Origin of the sequence: Streptomyces sp. NBC_00224 (assembly GCF_041435195.1) — a bacterium.
In the GTDB taxonomy this organism is placed as follows: domain Bacteria; phylum Actinomycetota; class Actinomycetes; order Streptomycetales; family Streptomycetaceae; genus Streptomyces.
This window is the reverse complement of sequence record NZ_CP108106.1, coordinates 2034655-2050394: the sequence shown is the minus strand read 5'-3', so window position 1 is coordinate 2050394 and position 15740 is coordinate 2034655. Positions and strand designations below refer to the sequence as shown.

Annotated in this window: 18 protein-coding genes; 10 read left to right on the top strand and 8 right to left on the bottom strand. The window is 72.7% G+C overall.

Annotation, left to right across the window (positions count from 1 at the left end; genetic code table 11):
- The first annotated feature begins 62 nt into the window (after positions 1 to 62).
- Positions 63 to 866, top strand: coding sequence for a CPBP family intramembrane glutamic endopeptidase (locus OG965_RS09155; protein WP_371651020.1), 804 nt, complete (start codon positions 63 to 65; stop codon positions 864 to 866).
- A 99-nt stretch (positions 867 to 965) separates the two neighbouring features.
- Here OG965_RS09155 and OG965_RS09150 read toward each other — a convergent pair whose 3' ends face one another.
- On the bottom strand, positions 966 to 1781 hold the full coding sequence (locus tag OG965_RS09150; RefSeq protein ID WP_371651019.1) for a PhzF family phenazine biosynthesis protein: 816 nt from the start codon (positions 1779 to 1781) through the stop codon (positions 966 to 968).
- A gap of 177 nt (positions 1782 to 1958) precedes the next feature.
- Here OG965_RS09150 and OG965_RS09145 point away from each other — a divergent pair, with 177 nt between their 5' ends.
- On the top strand, positions 1959 to 2546 hold the full coding sequence (locus tag OG965_RS09145; RefSeq protein ID WP_371651017.1) for a PadR family transcriptional regulator: 588 nt from the start codon (positions 1959 to 1961) through the stop codon (positions 2544 to 2546).
- An 82-nt stretch (positions 2547 to 2628) separates the two neighbouring features.
- Here OG965_RS09145 and OG965_RS09140 read toward each other — a convergent pair whose 3' ends face one another.
- Together OG965_RS09140 and OG965_RS09135 are read right to left on the bottom strand one after the other, a co-directional pair.
- Positions 2629 to 3057: an SRPBCC family protein gene (locus tag OG965_RS09140; RefSeq protein ID WP_371651015.1), complete on the bottom strand. Its 429-nt coding sequence runs from the start codon at positions 3055 to 3057 to the stop codon at positions 2629 to 2631.
- Between the two features lie 114 nt (positions 3058 to 3171).
- Positions 3172 to 3369, bottom strand: a complete 198-nt coding sequence (locus tag OG965_RS09135) for a hypothetical protein (RefSeq protein WP_283144452.1) — start codon at positions 3367 to 3369, stop codon at positions 3172 to 3174.
- A gap of 231 nt (positions 3370 to 3600) precedes the next feature.
- Between OG965_RS09135 and OG965_RS09130 the strand changes: the two genes are divergently transcribed.
- From OG965_RS09130 to OG965_RS09120, 3 genes are all read left to right on the top strand, one after another.
- Positions 3601 to 4143: a Clp protease N-terminal domain-containing protein gene (locus OG965_RS09130; protein ID WP_371651013.1), complete on the top strand. Its 543-nt coding sequence runs from the start codon at positions 3601 to 3603 to the stop codon at positions 4141 to 4143.
- 31 nt (positions 4144 to 4174) lie between these two features.
- Positions 4175 to 5212, top strand: coding sequence for a DMT family transporter (locus OG965_RS09125; RefSeq protein ID WP_371651011.1), 1038 nt, complete (start codon positions 4175 to 4177; stop codon positions 5210 to 5212).
- Positions 5213 to 5373: 161 nt separating this feature from the next.
- On the top strand, positions 5374 to 6333 hold the full coding sequence (locus tag OG965_RS09120; protein ID WP_371651009.1) for a DMT family transporter: 960 nt from the start codon (positions 5374 to 5376) through the stop codon (positions 6331 to 6333).
- 44 nt (positions 6334 to 6377) lie between these two features.
- Here the strand turns inward: OG965_RS09120 and OG965_RS09115 are convergent, their stop codons facing one another.
- Complete coding sequence (locus OG965_RS09115) at positions 6378 to 7040, bottom strand: pyridoxamine 5'-phosphate oxidase family protein (RefSeq protein ID WP_371651007.1); 663 nt, start codon at positions 7038 to 7040, stop codon at positions 6378 to 6380.
- Positions 7041 to 7076: 36 nt separating this feature from the next.
- Here OG965_RS09115 and OG965_RS09110 point away from each other — a divergent pair, with 36 nt between their 5' ends.
- Positions 7077 to 8408 carry an aminotransferase class I/II-fold pyridoxal phosphate-dependent enzyme gene (locus OG965_RS09110; protein WP_371651005.1) on the top strand — a complete coding sequence of 444 codons (1332 nt, stop codon included), beginning with the start codon at positions 7077 to 7079 and terminating at the stop codon, positions 8406 to 8408.
- A gap of 29 nt (positions 8409 to 8437) precedes the next feature.
- Here OG965_RS09110 and OG965_RS09105 read toward each other — a convergent pair whose 3' ends face one another.
- Positions 8438 to 9412, bottom strand: a complete 975-nt coding sequence (locus OG965_RS09105) for a DMT family transporter (protein WP_371651003.1) — start codon at positions 9410 to 9412, stop codon at positions 8438 to 8440.
- A gap of 74 nt (positions 9413 to 9486) precedes the next feature.
- On the opposite strand from OG965_RS09105, the gene OG965_RS09100 reads away from it, so the two are divergent.
- On the top strand, positions 9487 to 10392 hold the full coding sequence (locus tag OG965_RS09100) for a LysR family transcriptional regulator (RefSeq protein WP_371651002.1): 906 nt from the start codon (positions 9487 to 9489) through the stop codon (positions 10390 to 10392).
- 88 nt (positions 10393 to 10480) lie between these two features.
- On the opposite strand, the gene OG965_RS09095 is transcribed toward OG965_RS09100, so the two are convergent.
- Positions 10481 to 10966, bottom strand: coding sequence for a pyridoxamine 5'-phosphate oxidase family protein (locus OG965_RS09095; protein WP_371651001.1), 486 nt, complete (start codon positions 10964 to 10966; stop codon positions 10481 to 10483).
- 87 nt (positions 10967 to 11053) lie between these two features.
- Here OG965_RS09095 and OG965_RS09090 point away from each other — a divergent pair, with 87 nt between their 5' ends.
- Entirely contained in the window at positions 11054 to 11728 is a 675-nt protein-coding gene (locus OG965_RS09090; protein ID WP_371650999.1) for a cysteine hydrolase, read from the top strand.
- 20 nt (positions 11729 to 11748) lie between these two features.
- On the opposite strand, the gene OG965_RS09085 is transcribed toward OG965_RS09090, so the two are convergent.
- Both OG965_RS09085 and OG965_RS09080 read right to left on the bottom strand, forming a co-directional pair.
- A complete protein-coding gene (locus tag OG965_RS09085) occupies positions 11749 to 12237 on the bottom strand; it encodes a Rieske (2Fe-2S) protein (RefSeq protein ID WP_371650998.1) in 489 nt (162 codons plus the stop codon).
- A 67-nt stretch (positions 12238 to 12304) separates the two neighbouring features.
- A complete protein-coding gene (locus tag OG965_RS09080; RefSeq protein WP_371650997.1) occupies positions 12305 to 14398 on the bottom strand; it encodes a prolyl oligopeptidase family serine peptidase in 2094 nt (697 codons plus the stop codon).
- 64 nt (positions 14399 to 14462) lie between these two features.
- Here OG965_RS09080 and OG965_RS09075 point away from each other — a divergent pair, with 64 nt between their 5' ends.
- Positions 14463 to 15341: a HipA family kinase gene (locus tag OG965_RS09075; protein ID WP_371650995.1), complete on the top strand. Its 879-nt coding sequence runs from the start codon at positions 14463 to 14465 to the stop codon at positions 15339 to 15341.
- Positions 15338 to 15721 (top strand): DUF3037 domain-containing protein, encoded by a 384-nt coding sequence (locus OG965_RS09070; protein WP_371650993.1) that lies wholly within the window; start codon positions 15338 to 15340, stop codon positions 15719 to 15721. Before OG965_RS09075 ends, OG965_RS09070 begins: the two co-directional genes overlap by 4 nt.
- The last annotated feature ends 19 nt before the right edge of the window (positions 15722 to 15740 follow it).

Genomic DNA, 15740 nt, shown 5'->3' with positions numbered 1-15740 from the left:
CATTCGAGACCCTAGCGGGGCAGTGGGGGGCTTGGGACGGGTTCGGTCAACTGGAGGCAGGTGTGCAGGTGGAGGCGGGGCGTGTGGCTGATTCTCTTCCCGAACAGGGGGTGTCGCCGCGGATCTTGCGGTCCGAGACGGTGCTCGTGCTGGCCCTCTCGCTCGGCGCGAGCGGTGTGTCGGCGCTGATCAGCTTTGTCGGATCGCTGACCAAACCGGGCGGCCTCAAGGACCAGGCGGCGAAACTCAACACCTCGTACGCCCCCGGGCGGCCCTGGCTGGATCTCGCTTGGCAGCTCTTCGGCATCGCGAGCGCGCTGGTGCCCGTGGCGCTCGTCGCGCATCTGCTGCTGCGGGAGGGGGCGGGCGGTCTGCGGGTGCTCGGCCTCGACCGCGGGCGGCCCTGGCCGGACCTCGGCAGGGGCGCGTTGATCGCGGCCGGGATCGGCAGCGCGGGGCTCGGTTTCTACCTGGTGGCGCGGGCGGCCGGGGGTAATCTGACGGTCGTCCCCGAGTCGCTGCCGGACGTCTGGTGGAAGTACCCGGTGCTCGTCCTGTCGGCGGTGCAGAACGCCGTACTGGAAGAGGTGATCGTTGTCGGGTATCTGCTGCGCCGACTCGGCCAGTTGGGGTGGACCCCGCTGGCGGCGCTCGCGGCGAGCTCGGTCCTGCGCGGCTCGTACCACCTCTACCAGGGCATCGGCGGCTTCCTCGGCAATATGGCGATGGGCGTCGTGTTCGTCCTGCTCTACCGCCGCTGGCAGCGGGTCGGGCCGTTGGTCGTGGCCCATTCCCTGCTCGACATCGGTGCGTTCGTCGGGTACGCGCTGCTCGCGGGGAAGGTGAGCTGGCTGCCGACGGTGTGACGTCCGCTGCCGCGCACGCGCGCGTGGATGAAGGTGTAAGGGGCGTACGGCTATTGCGTACGCCCCTTACGCATCCCCCGCGGTTCGCCACGGCTGTGGCTACGGCGCCGTCAGCAGCTCGCCCTCGATGACGGTGACCGCCGAACCGGTCAGCAGGGTGCGGTCGCCCCGCAGGGACGTGCGGACCAGACCGGTCCGCGCCGAGGCTTGGAGGCCGGTCAGCTCGGTGCGGCCCAGGCGCGCCGACCAGAACGGCGCGAGCGCGGTGTGGGCGCTGCCCGTCACCGGGTCCTCGTCGATGCCGACGCCCGGGAAGAAGCCCCGCGAGACGAAGTCGTAGCCCAGGGAGGGGTCCTCGGCCGCGGCCGTGGCGATGACGCCGCGCTTGGAGTGCGCGGCCAGCGCCTTGAAGTCGGGCGTCAGGGTCCGCACGGTCCGCTCGTCCGCCAGCTCGACGACCAGGTCTCCGATGAACTCGGAGGTGTCGTGGACGGACAGCGGCCGCGCCCCGAGCGCCTCGGGGATGCCGTCCGGGATCTCCACCGGGGTCAGCGGCGAGGTGGGGAAGTCGAGCGTGATCGACCCGTCCTCGTGCGCGGTCGCGGAGAGGATGCCGCACTGGGCCGCGAACCTGACCGTGCCGGTCGCGGCGCCCGTCGTGTGCAGCACATGGGCGGTGGCCAGAGTGGCATGCCCGCACATGCCGACCTCGGTGGCCGGGGTGAACCACCGCAGCGCCCAGTCGGCCTCGCCACCGGGCGGCAGGGGGTGCGCGAAGGCGGTCTCGGAGAGGTTGATCTCCCGGGCGACGTCCTGCAGCCAGGCATCCTCCGGGAACGCGTCGAGGAGCAGGACCCCGGCCGGGTTGCCGGCGAACGGGCGGTCGGTGAAGGCGTCGACGATTCGCATCTGCATGGGCACGACGGTACGGGCCGAAGCAGGCCACGGGCCAAGGCCAATCCGGGTTCATTGGCCCCTTCGGTGGACCGGTCGGCCCCGTTCCGTCCGGCGTTCGGAAGAGGCTTGCTAACCGAACAGTCCCGATATATCGTTGAAGCATCGCGACGGATCAACGATGGAAGGAGCGTAGCGATGCGTTCACATGGACATGGGCACGGACAGCACGGACCCGGCCATCGCGGTCGGGGCGACTTCGAGGGGCGGCGTGCCGCCTTCGGGCCCTTCGGTCCCGGCTTCGGCGGCGGACCGTTCGGGCCCGGCCGGGGCGGTCCGCGGGGCAGGGCGCGGCGCGGGGATGTCCGCGCGTCGATCCTGGCTCTGCTGAAGGACCGGCCGATGCACGGTTACGAGATGATCCAGGAGATCGTCGAGCGCAGCGGCGGGGCGTGGAAGCCCAGCCCCGGCTCGGTCTACCCGACCCTCCAGATGATGGAGGACGAGGGCCTGATCACCAGTGAGAGCGAGGGCGGCAAGAAGCTGTTCACGCTCACCGACACCGGGCGCACCGAAGCCGAATCCGGGGCCGAGGCCCCATGGGAAGAGGCCGGGCGCGGGGTCGACTGGGAGAGCATGAACGAGATCCGCCAGGCCGGGTTCGGTCTGATGGAGGCGTTCGGCCAGGTCTGGAAGACCGGCACCGCCGAGCAGCGCCAGAAGGCGCTCGGGGTCATCAACGACGCCCGTAAGAAGCTGTATCTGATCCTGGCCGACGAGGACTGACCCCGTCGGCCACCGAAAGCCCCGCGACCGCCGGTCGCGGGGCTTTCCCGTGCGTGCGGGCGGTGGGGAAGGCCCAGGCCGGTCAGGTCACCAGGCCGCCGAGCTTGCGCAGCGACTCGTTCAGCGCGGCCGTCGCCGAGTCCTTGAGCTTGCCCGCCATCAGTGAGACGGCGGCGCCGGTGAACTCGCCCTCGATGCGGACCACCGTCGCGTCCCCGTCGGGCGTGAGTGTGTAGCGGTTGCCGACGCTCACCCCCATCGGGCCCTTGCCCTTGATGCCGAGGAGCCGGCCCGCCTCGAACTCGTCCACGGTCCAGGTGACTTCGGCGGGGAAGCCCATGAGCTTCATGTTCTCGGCGTAGGTGGCGCCGAGCTCCAGCTTCTCGGGGCCGCCGTGCGGGAAGCTCGTGTGGGTGGCGTTCCACTCGCCGTACGCGGTGAAGTCCGTCAGCTGGGCCCAGACCTTCTCCGCCGGAGCCTCCAGGCGCGCCTCCGCGCTGACCTCGGCCATGCGACCACCCCTTCACCTAAGGAACGCGAATCGGGAACGCGAAACGGAATGCGCATCGGGAACGTGTCGCGGAACGTAGCCGGGGTGTCGTGAACATTCAATACTGATGAACCGTCAGATCCGTGCGTCGCTCACCGGTAACGCCCATATCTGCGCCGAGTCGAAGAGGTCGGACGCGCGCGGGCGCGAGGACTCGTCGTGGCAGTGGAAGGCGGCCCAGAACAGATCGCCGCGCAGGGCGTCCCCCGGGGCGTACACGCGGTACACGTACTGCAGCCCGTCCTCGGCGAGCAGAGCGACCATCCAGCACATCGGGCCCCCTCCCGCGGTCGCCGGGGCGGCTGTGTCGTACGGGAGGGGACGTGTCCGGCAGCGGTGTGGTTGCGCGGGGGCGTACGGCCCGGCCGTGCGCGCCCCCGAGGCGTAAACCGCAAATCTCATCCATAAGGAGGAGAACCCGGTCATCCGTGCCCACCCAACGTCGGATGCGGAATGCTTCCCGGCGGGGATGTCTCTGGGCCGCGTGCCTGATGGGGTAGGAGAGTGCACCTCCCGATCCCGCGGGTCCCGGCCGTCCCGGCTGCGGTCCCCGCCGCCCCCGACTTCGAAGCCCGGCTCACCGACGAGATGGCTTCGGTGGTCGCGGGTGCCCGCAGGAGGGCGCTGCGCGACGGCGACCGGCAGATCGACACCGCCCATCTGCTGCACTCGCTGATGGAGACGGACCCGGAGGTGCGGGCCGCCTTCGACGGTGCGCCGCAGGTGGCGCGGGTGCTCGGCTATCTCGTCCAGCGCTCCATCGGGTACGGGCTGCGCTGGCAGGGGTCGGTGGAGGACTCGGGGGCGCTGCCGCTGCTCGCCCAGCCCGGCTGGTCGCCCGCCGCGGTCACCGCGATGGAGGGCGCCCTGGCCCGGGCCGGTGCCCGGGGCGACGCACGGGTGGGCGGCACCGACCTCCTCGCGGCGCTCGCGGGCGACCCGGAGTGCCGGGCCGTGGAGGTTCTCGACCACGCCGGAGTCGACGCCGGAGAGCTCGCGGCACGGCTCGTCGAGGCCCCGCCGTCTCGACAGGTGTCACAGGGGTGACGGTCCTGACTTCTCCTGTCATGATGTGCCGATGCAGGCGTCTCAGGGGAGAAACGTCGGCCTGGGACTGGCCCTGGCCTCGGCGTTTTCATTCGGTGGATCGGGTGTCGCGGCCAAGCCGCTGATCGAGGCGGGCCTTGACCCGCTGCACGTGGTGTGGCTGCGGGTGACGGGCGCCGCGCTCGTCATGCTGCCCGTGGCCTGGCGCCACCGGAGCCTGCTGGTGCGCCGGCCCGCGCTGCTCGCCGGGTTCGGCCTGCTCGCCGTCGCCGGTGTCCAGGCCTGCTACTTCGCGGCGATATCCCGCATCCCCGTCGGCGTCGCCCTGCTCGTCGAATATCTGGCGCCCGCGCTCGTCCTCGGCTGGGTCCGGTTCGTCCAGCGCAGGCCCGTGACCCGGGCGGCGGTCATCGGCGTGGTGCTCGCCGTCGGCGGCCTCGCCTCCGTCGTCGAGATCTGGTCCGGGCTGAGCTTCGACCTCGTCGGTCTGGTGCTCGCCCTCGGCGCCGCCTGCTGCCAGGTGGGCTACTTCGTCCTGTCCGACCAGGGCGGCGACGCGGACGACGCACCCGACCCGATCGGCGTCATCGCGTACGGCCTGCTCATCGGCTCCGTCCTGCTCACGCTCGTCGCCCGCCCCTGGGGGATGGACTGGTCGGTGCTCGGCGGCAGCGCCGACATGAACGGCACGGACGTGCCCGCGGCCCTGCTGCTCGGCTGGATCGTGCTCATCGCGACCGTGATCGCGTACGTCACCGGGGTGATCTCGGTGCGCAAGCTCTCGCCGCAGGTGGCCGGGGTGGTCGCCTGTCTGGAGGCGGTCATCGCGACCGTCCTGGCCTGGGTGCTGCTCGGCGAACACCTCTCCGCGCCGCAGATCGCGGGCGGCGCGGTGGTCCTGGTCGGTGCCTTCATCGCGCAGTCCTCGGCGCCGAAGGAGCCCACCGGGCCGGTGGCGGCCGGGGACGGGCATCCGCTGCCGGTCCAGGAGACGCCCCTTCAGGAGGCGCCCGCTCAGCAGGAGCCCGCGCCCGAGGGCGAGTTGTCGGCCGGCCGGGCCGCCCCGTAGGGTGACGATCATGCATTCGACCGTTCTGCCGCCTCCCGCCGCGTAGCGCGGGCGGCCGCACTCCAGACGAAGACCGGGCTCGGGCAGTCCCCGAGCGGCTCGTCGCTGCCCGCGTACTCCAGGCATGCGACCTTTCCCGTCTTCCTCTTCGGAGTACGTACGTGTCGAACGCTTCCTCTTCCTCCGGCCTGCCCGTCGGGCGCGGCCTGCTCTATCTCGTCTTCGCCGGTGTCGCCTGGGGCACCGCGGGCGGCGCGGCCGCGCTGGTCTTCGACGCCAGCGACCTCGGCCCGCTCGCCCTCTCCTTCTGGCGGTGCGTCGGCGGGCTCGTCCTGCTGCTCGGCGCACGCGCGCTGCGGCGGCGCCCGGTGCGCAGGCCCGCCGAGCCGCGCGCCACGCGGCTGCTGCGGATCCTCGGCAACGGCGTGGGCCTCGCGGTCTTCCAGAGCGCCTACTTCGCCGCCGTCGCCTCGACCGGCCTGGCCGTGGCGACCGTGGTCACCCTCGGCGCCGGGCCCGTGCTCATCGCCGTCGGCGCCCGGCTCACCATGGGCGAGCGGATCGGCGGCGCCGGGCTGACCGCCGTGACCGGGGCGCTCGCCGGGCTGGCGGTACTGGTCCTCGGCAACGGCGGCGGCGCCGTCCGCCCCGCCGGGGTGCTGCTCGCGCTGCTGTCGGCGGCCGGATACGCGGCGATCACGCTGCTCACCCGGCGGCTCGGCCGGGACGGCGCGGCCGCCGATCCCTCCGCCACCACGGCCTGGGCGTTCGCGGTGGCCTCGGTCCTGCTGCTGCCGCTGGCGGGGGCGGAAGGAATGGTGCCGCACACCGTCGAGCCGGTGCGGGTGGGCGTGCTGCTGCTGTACGTGGCGGCGGTGCCCACGGCGCTGGCGTACGCGCTCTACTTCGCGGGCGCGGCCGTCGTCCGGTCCACCACCGTCTCCGTGATCATGCTCCTGGAGCCGGTGAGCGCGGCGCTGCTCGCGGTCGCGGTACTGGGTGAGCGGCTGAGCGCGGCCACGGTCGCGGGGACGTTGTTGCTGCTGGTCGCGGTGGTCGGGCTTGCCGGGGCCGAGGCGCGGCTCGCCGCGCGGGCCCGGCGGCAGGTGGTGCCCGCCTGACCCGGCGGGGGGCTTTCGGAAGGCCTCCGGAAGCCCCCGCCACCTCACAGCGCCGCGAGGTACTCCGGCAGCCGAACCGACGGGTCCAGGTCGTCGGCCGGGACCGGCGTCCCGTATCCCCGGACGACCGGGAGCACACCGGTCCAGTGCGGCAGGGTGCTGTCCTCGGGCTCGTCGTTGGGGCCGCCGGTGCGGACCTTCGCCGACACCTCGTTCAGGTCGAGGCGGATCACCGCGGTCGCGGCGAGCTCCTTGGCGTTGGCCTGCCGCGAGTCGTAGGAGCGGCCGGGCACCACCTGGTCGACCATCGCGTCCAGGGCGCCGCGCCGCTCCTCGGGGTCGGTGACCTCGTACGCGATGCCGTGGACCACGACCGAGCGGTAGTTGATCGAGTGGTGGAAGGCCGAGCGGGCCAGCACCAGGCCGTCGACGTGCGTGACGGTGAGGCAGACCGCGAGCCCCGGGTCCGCCTTGCCGGCCATGCGCAGCGGCCGCGAACCCGTCGAGCCGTGCACGTACAGCCGCTCGCCGATCCGGCCGTACAGCGTCGGCAGCACGACCGGGGCGCCGTCGCGGACGAAGCCGAGGTGGCAGACGTATCCCTCGTCGAGTATCCCGTGCACCAGCTCGCGGTCGTACGAGGCCCGCTCGCGCGAGCGGGTCGGCACGGTGCGCTCGGTGGGCTCGTAGGCAGCGGTGTCGGGCATTTGCGTTCTCCATTGCACTAGTGCATAGTTATGTTTGTGCTAGGAGAGTATCGGATTGTGGGGCGCCGCGCATCGGAGATCGCCGCCGACGTGGAGCGCGCGGTGGGCGCCGGAGAGCTGGAGCCGGGGCAAGTGCTGCCGCCGCTGCGGGAGTTGGCCACCGAGCTCGGGGTGAATCCCAATACGGTCGCGGCCGCCTACCGGATCCTGCGGGACCGGGGCGTCATCGAGACCGGCGGCCGCCGGGGCAGCCGGGTGCGTCCGCGCCCCGCCAGTACCGCCCGCGACGCCCAGCGCATCGACGTGCCCGTCGGCGTGCGCAACATCTCCGACGGCAACCCCGACCCCGCCCTGCTGCCGCCGCTCGGCGACGCGCTCGCGGCCGCCGCCCGCGACCACGCCGAGCGGCCCACGCTCTACGGGCAGGACCCGGTGGACCCGGAGCTGGCGCGGCTGGCCCGCGCGGCCCTGGACGCCGACGGGGTGCCGCCGGGCCCGGTCGGTGTCTTCTCCGGCTCGCTCGACGCGATCGAGCGGGTGCTCGCCGCGCATCTGCGGCCCGGCGACGCCGTCGCCATCGAGGACCCGGGCTGGGGCGCGCTGCTCGACCTCGTCCCGGCGCTCGGGCTGCGGCCGGTGCCGGTGGCGCTCGACGACGAGGGGCCGCTGCCCGGGGCGGTCGACAGCGCGCTCGCCGCGGGCGCCAAGGCGCTGGTCGTCACCTGCCGCGCGCAGAACCCGACCGGCGCGGCCGTGAGCGCGGCCCGCGCCCGCGCGCTGCGCGAGGTGCTGTCCGCGCATCCCTCGGTCCTGCTGATCGAGGACGACCACGGCCACGGCATGGTCGACGTCCCGCTCTCCCCGCTCTCGCGGACCACCGAACACTGGGCGTTCGTACGGTCGGTGGCCAAGGCGTACGGCCCCGACCTGCGGCTCGCCGTGCTCACCGGAGACGCGGTGACCCTCGACCGGGTGCGCGGGCGCCAGCGGCTCGGCCCCGGCTGGGTCAGCCGGCTGCTCCAGCGAACCGTCGTACACCTGTGGACCTCGGACGTCCTCGACCCGGCGGCCGTGGCCCGCTCCTACGGGGAGCGCCGCGACACCCTGGTGCGCGCACTGCGCTCGCGGGGCGTCGCGGCGCACGGCCGCAGCGGGTTCAGCGTGTGGGTGCCGGTGCCCGACGAGACGGCGGCGGTGGCGCGGCTGCTGCACGCCGGATGGGCGGTGGCGCCGGGCGCGCGCTTCCGGATGGCGGCTCCGCCGGGCATCCGCCTCACCGTCTCCACGCTCGCCCCGGCCGACATCGGCCCCGCCGCCGACGCGGTGGCGGCGGCCACGGGGTCGGCGCCGGGGCGACGGTACGACTAGGCGGTACGGCCGGAAGCCATGGCCGGGCGCTACGGCTGGTCGGCGGGCGCAGGGGTGGGCTGCCGGGTCGCCCTCGGGCGGCTCTGCGTGAGGGCCGCGCCCGCGAGGACGATCACCGCGCCGACCGGGGTGTTCCAGCTCAGGCTCTCGCCGAGGACCAGCACCCCGGCGGCGGTGGCGATGACCGGGATGAAGTACGTGACCATCTGCGCGGTCGTCGGTCCCACCTCGTTGACCAGGCCGTACTGGACGAGCACCGCGAAGCCGGTGCCGAGGGCGCCGAGCGCGGCCACGGCGAGCAGCGGGACGAGCGGGAACGAGGTCGGGACTCCGGCGAACACCGGGGTGACCAGGGCGAGTTGAACGGTCGCCAGGCCCAGCTGGGAGCCGATCAGTGACAGGTTCGAGTGGCCGCTGCCCGCCAGCGTACGGCGGACGTAGATCCAGCCGACCGGGTAGCAGAGCGAGGCGAGCAGGGCCATCGCGGTGCCCGTCAGATCCAGGCCGTGGAAACCCTGCCAGGCGCCCAGGACCGTGAGCACCCCGAGGAAGCCGAGACCGAGGCCCGCCACCCGGCGCCGGGTCGGCCGGTCCTCGGAGAGCGCCACCAGCGACAGCGCCATGCCCCACAGCGGGGAGGTCGCGTTGCAGATGCCGGCGAGGGTCGAGGGGATCGTCAGCTCGGAGTACGCGAAGAGCGAGAACGGCAACGCGTTCAGAAGCAGTGCGGCCACCGCCAGATGGAGCCAGGTGCGGGCGCCGCGCGGCAGCCGCTCCCGCTTGACGGCCATGGCGACGGCGAGCACCGCCGTACCGAAGAAGAGCCGCCCGAAGGTGACCTGGAACGGGGCGTAGCCGTCCGTACCCACCTTGATCAGGAGAAAGCTGAACCCCCAGACCAGCGAGAGCGCCGCGAACCGGACCCGCCAGTCGAGGGCCGGGCGGCGGGTGGAGAGGAACGAGGACGGTCTCGACAGGGACCGGGGCGGGGTGACGGTGCTCATGGCGGCAAGCCTGGCTTGTTCAACCTCGTAGCACAAGCGAGAAAAAGTGGAGTGGTTCAGTTAGCATCGCTTACATGTTGAACTTGGAGCGCCTACGGACCCTCGACGCGGTGGCCCGCCACGGCTCGGTGGGCGGTGCCGCCGACAATCTGCACGTCACGACCTCGGCCGTGTCCCAGCAGCTCGCGAAGCTGGAACGGGAGGCAGGGCAGCCGCTGCTCGCCAAGAACGGGCGGGGCGTGCGGCTCACCGACGCGGGCCGGCTGCTCGCCGAGCACGCCGCGCGGATCCTCTCCCAGGTCCAGATCGCCCAGGCCGATCTGGAGGCCCAGCGCGGCCGGGTCGTGGGCGAGCTGCGGATCGCGGGCTTCGCCACGGCCGCGCGCGGCCTGTTCCCGGCGGCGCTCGCCGCGCTGCGCGCCGCACACCCCCAACTGGCCGTCCGCTCCGACGAGTTGGAGGCGGAGGACTCGGTACGGGGCGTGCTGCTCGGCGACCTCGACCTGGCGGTCGTCCTCGACTGGTACAACAAGCCGCTGCCGCTGCCCGACGGGCTGGCGAAGCGGTCGCTCCTCGACGACCTGGCGGATGTGGCGATGCCGGTGGGGCACCGGCTCGCGGGGCGCGAGGCCGTGGACCTGGAGGAGTTCGCCTCGGACGAGTGGGTCACCTGGCCCGAGGGTGAGTTCTGCAACGAGTGGCTGATGTTCACGCTGCGGGGCAAGGGGGTCGAGCCGCGCATCGGGCACGTGGCGCGTGAGCACGCCACCCAGCTCGCCCTCGTGGAGGCCGGGTTGGGCGTGAGCGTCGCGCCCCGGCTCGGGCGGGGGCCGGTTCCCGAGGGGGTACGGGTGGTGCCGGTGCGGGATGCGATGCGGCGGCATGTGTACGCGGTGTGGCGTGCGGATGCGGATCGGCGGCCCTCGATCCGGGCGGCGGTGGAGGCGTTGGTTTCGGCGGGGGTTGATTTGGCCGGGTGAGGGCGGGGGCGGGGGTGGGTGGAGGTGGTTTTCCCGGGGGCTGCGCCCCCTGCACCCCGCTTCGGGGCTCCGCCCCGGACCCCGCTCCTCAAACGCCGGAGGGGCTGAATTTGTTGTTCAGCTTTCTGAAGTCCCACGACACGATCGTCTCCGGCGTCAGGCGCAGCCACGCGTGGCTGCCGTCGTGGATCATTTCCTTCAGGCCGAAGTTCTTGCTCGCGAACTGCCGCTCCGGGGCGTCCAGTTCGGCGCACGGCTCGCCCGTGCGGGGGGTCTCGCCGACCGGGACCGCGCTGCCCCGCAGCTCCACGCCGCGCAGCTCCCCGTACGACTCTCCCGCGTCCACCACCACCGCAATCCTGGGATCCTTGAGCAGCTGCGACCAGCGCAGGCTGCGGGTGATCGAGTACAGCCACAGTGCGGTTCCGTCCCAGACGTACCAGAGCGCGCCGACGTGCGGGTGGCCGTCGGGGGCGACCGTGGCGACCCGGCAGGTGCGCTGTTCCGTGAGGAACGCGTCCCGTTCGGCGTCCGTCATCATGATCCGGCGGCCCCGGCGCTGGGTGGCGGTCATCGGCGGTTCCTTCCGCGAGCTGACTGAGTGTCAGGAATCATGGCGCGCCCTTCCCCCCTCGCGCAATGCCCATTAGCCTCCCGCGCCATGGCGACGAACGAACGACTGAACGAGCGACCGAACGAACGGCTGGCCGGGCAACTGGATCCCGCCTCCACCGTGCTGATGACCGTGGAGTGCCAGCAGGGCGTCGTCGGCCTCGACAGCGCGCTGCCCGAACTCGCCAAGGTGGCACGGTCGTCGGGCGCCCTGCACAACATCGCCCGGCTCGTCGCCGCCGCGCACGAGACCGGCGTCCAGGTCCTGCACGCGGTGGCCGAGCGGCGGCCGGACGGGCGCGGCGCGAACCGCAACGCCCGCCTCTTCCGGGCCGCCGAACGCCTGCCCGTACAGCAGTACTCCGGCACCACGGCGGTGCGGATCGTCGAGGGCATCGACGTGGCGGACGAGGACCTCGTGGTCCGCAGACTGCACGGCCTCTCGCCGATCGCGGGGACGGATGTCGACCCGCTGCTGCGCAATCTCGGCTGCCGCACGCTGATCGTCAGCGGTGTCTCGGCGAACGTGGCCATTCCGAACGCCGTGTTCGACGCCGTCAACCTCGGCTACACCGCCGTGGTGCCCGCGGACGCAATCGCGGGGGTGCCCGCCGAGTACACCCCCGCGATGATCCGCAACACGCTGGCCCTGGTCGCCACCATCGCCACCACCGACGACATCGTGGCCTGTTGGAAAGGGCCGCGTCGGGTCGTACGGGCGTGACCCGCCCGCACGGCCGCCCGTCACGCCAGCTTGATCGAGTCTCCCTCCACCTTGATCGCCTTTGTGGGGAGCGGCCGCGGCGCCGGGCCGCCCATGACACTGCCCGTCGCCGAGTCGTACTTGCTGCCGTGGCAAGGGCAGTTGATGGTGCCGCCGACGACATCTTTCACCGTGCAGCCCTGGTGGGTGCAGGTGGCCGAGAACGCCTTGAAGGTGCCCGCCGTCGGCTGGGTCACCACCACGCCCTGGTCGGGGAAGACCTTGCCGCCGCCCTTCGGGATGTCGGCGGTCTTCGCCAGCACCCCGCCGCCGGCCGACCCGGCGTCGCCCCCTCCGGCGCTGCCGCCCGTTCCTCCCGTACCCCCGTCACCGGAGGACTTGGCGGCGTCGCCGGACTTGTCCGAGTCGCCGCAGGCGGCGAGCGCGGCCGCGAGCCCGACGCCGCCGACCGCCGCGACGACGGTACGGCGGGCCGGGCCCGGCTCGGACGGAAGAGCTTGGGTGCTCATACTGGCTTTCCCTTCACCTTGCTACACGGGGCTGCGTGAAGGGATACGGCCGGGCGTTGTCGCTTGTTCAGACGTTCAAGGATTTCTTGAGGAAGTCGAGATTGAGCCACAGCAGGGTGTCGGCCACACCTTCCTTGGTGACCAAGTGGCTCTCGCCCACCAGCGGAACCACGCTGTGCAGCTTGCCCGCCGCGACCAGCGCCTGCGAGAACCGCAGCATGTGTGCGGGCACCACATTGTCGTCCGCCATCCCGTGGACGAGCATCAGGGGCCGGGTCAGCTTGTGGGCGTGCGCGACCAGCGAACAGCGCTCGTAGTTCTCCGGCTGCACGTCCGGGTGGCCGAGATAGCGCTCCTTCCAGTGGGTGTCGTAGAGCGTGAGATCGGTCGGGGCCGCGCCCGCCACGGCCGCGTGGAACACATCGGGCCGGTGCAGCACGGCGGCCGCCGCCAGATACCCGCCGAACGACCAGCCCCGGATGCCCACCCGGCCCGTGTCCAGATCGGGGTAGCGCTCGGCGGCCGCCCGCACCGCGTCGGCCTGGTCCTCCAGGACCGGGGTGAGCTGGTCGCCGTGGATGGACGTACGCCATGCCTCGCCGCGCCCCGGAGTGCCGCGCCCGTCGACGGACAGGACGGCGAACCCCTGCTCGGCGAACCACTGGTTCACCGCGTGGTGCCAGCCGTTGGCCCGTACGACGGTCTGGGTGCCGGGGCCGCCGTACGAGTGGACGACGACCGGCAGCCTGGCCGCGCCCTCGCGGTGCCAGGAGGGCAGATAGAGCGCGGTGCGCAGTTCGCGCTCGCCCAGCGACAGGAACACCGGCCTCGGCGTCACCGCCGGCCGCTCGGTCAGCACGCCGATCCGGCCCGTCGGCTTGCCGTCGCGCAGGACGGTGACGGTGTGCTCGTGCAGGGTGCGGCTGTCGAGGACGAGGGTGTCGCCGCCGAGGGCCGCGGTGTGCACCCCGGGCTCCTCGGTGACACGGGTGAAGCCGGACTCGGGTGCGTACGCCCAGACGTGGGTCTCGGTCGGCTCGTCGCTCGCCGCGAAGTAGACCGTGTCACCGGCCGAGCCGAGTATCGCGCGCACTTCCAGACCGGCGGGAAGTCCCTCTCCCAGGGCGGCCCCGGATCGGGCGAGCGCCGTCGCTCCCGGTGTGAACTCCAGCCAGTGGTCGTCATGGTGACGATTCGTCACTTCGGTCGCGCCGCTCGCCGGGTCGATGGCGAGGCGGTACGCGGTGCGCTGGTCCCGGGTCTGGACGGTGGCGAACGCGCCCGCCCCGTCCCAGCCGCCCTCCACCAGGTATTCGAAGGCCGGGTCGGTCCAGACGCCGGCCGGGTGCGACGCGGCGTCCGCCGACCGGGGCAGCCGCACCGGGACCCGTTCGCCGTCGACGCGGACGACGACCAGTGACACCTCCGCGTTGGGGGTGCCCGCCGCCGGGTACGGCAGTGCGCGAGGGGCCTTCGCCGGGTCCGAGGGATCACTGAGGTACCACCGCTGGACCGGCGAGTTGTCCACGCGGACGACCAGGAGCGCGGAGCCGTCCGGCGACCACCAGGAGCTGCGCGCGCGGCCGATGGACTCGGCCGACACGTGGTCGGACAGCCCGTAGGACACGTCCGGCCCCTCCGGTGCGGCCAGTTGCCGGTCGCCGGTGCCGTCGGCGCGTACGACGTGCAGGGCGCGCCCCGTCACGTACGAGACGAGCGTGCCGTCGGGGGAGAGGCGCGGGTCGACGGCCGGGCCCGCGGTCGGGAGCCGGCGCGGCGCGCTCCCGTCCGTCCCGGCCAGCCAGAGCGCGCCGGAGAGGGCGAAGACGACCGTGCGGACGGCCGCGTCGGTGGCGTATCCGACGATGCCGCCGCTGGTCTCGCGCGCCCGCTCGCGGCGGATCAACTCCGCCTGCGGCACCTCGTCCTCCTCGCCGAGCGCGAGCGGGTCGACGAGGACGCGCTCCCGGCCGTTCTCGAACAGCCACAGCGAGCTGAGCGGGGAGCGCCCGTCGGCGGTGCGCACGAACAGCACCCGGTCGCCGTCGGGGGAGACGGTGAGGCTCCGGGGCGCGCCGAGCGAGAAGCGCCTGGTGCGCGCGAACTGGAGGGGGAAGTCCTCGGTGGCCTGGGCCTGGGCGGTCTTCTCTTCGGTGGGCATGGCGAAGCGTCCCTTCGGGGTTTGAGTGATCGAACAGTCGCATCCGTCCCAGTAGCCTGGGCAGATGCTCAATGAAGTGACAGCGACCCGCTATGTCACGCCTTTGCGTGAGGGCGGCTCGCTCCCGGGGATCGTCGAGGCCGACGATCTCGGTACGTACGTAATGAAGTTCACCGGCGCCGGGCAGGGCCGCAAGACCCTGGTGGCGGAGGTGATCTGCGGGGAGCTCGCCAGACGGCTCGCTCTGCGCGTCCCCGAACTGGTCACCATTCAGCTCGACCCCGTCATCGGGCTCTCGGAGCCGGACCAGGAGGTGCAGGAGCTGCTGAAGGCGAGCGGCGGGCTGAATCTCGGAATGGACTACTTGCCCGGGTCGATCGGGTTCGACCCGCTCGCCTACCAAGTGAGCTCGGCGGAGGCGGGCAAGGTCGTCTGGTTCGACGCGTTGATCAACAACGTCGACCGTTCGTGGCGGAACCCTAACATGCTCGTCTGGCACGGCGATCTCTGGCTCATCGACCACGGCGCCACGATGATCTGGCACCACAACTGGCCGGGCGCGCAGGCCTCGGCCGCCAAGCCCTACAACGCCTCGGACCACGCCCTCGCCCCGTTCGGGCCCGATGTGGCCTCCGCCGCCGCCGAGTTGGCGCCGCTGGTGACCGAGGAGCTGCTGACCGAGGTCACCGCGCTGGTGCCCGACGAGTGGCTGGTGGACGAGCCCGGCTTCGACACGACGGACGCGCTGCGCCGGGCGTACGTGGCGCCGCTGCTCGCCCGCGCCGCCGACATCCACGAGCGGATCACGCTGGACGCGCCCGCCAAGGCGGCTCCGTCGCAGGCCCCTGGCTGGCTCACCGACCACCTCAAGCCCTGGCCGCACCCCACCAAGGACAGCAAGCCCGCAGAATCCGCGGCGCCCGGCGAGAAGGACGGCAAGTGAGCGACCGCGATGTCTTCGAGTACGCGCTGCTGCGCGTGGTGCCGCGCGTCGAGCGCGGGGAGTACTTCAACGCCGGAGTGCTGGTCTACTGCCGGGCCAAGTCGTTCGTCGCGGCCCGTACACATCTGGACGAGGCCAAGCTGAAGGCGCTCGACCCGCACGCGGACGTGGTGGGGGTGCGGGCGGCGCTGCGGGCCGTCGAGGGGGTCTGCGGCGGCGGCGAGGCGGCCGGGCAGGCGGCGGGCGACGACGCCGGGCGCCGGTTCCGCTGGCTGATCGCCCCGCGGTCGACGGTGGTGCAGCCGGGGCCGGTGCACACCGGGCTCACCATGGATCCGGCGGCCGAGACCGAGCGGTTGCTCGACCTGCTCGTCCACTGAGGGCCTGTCTTCGAACCCC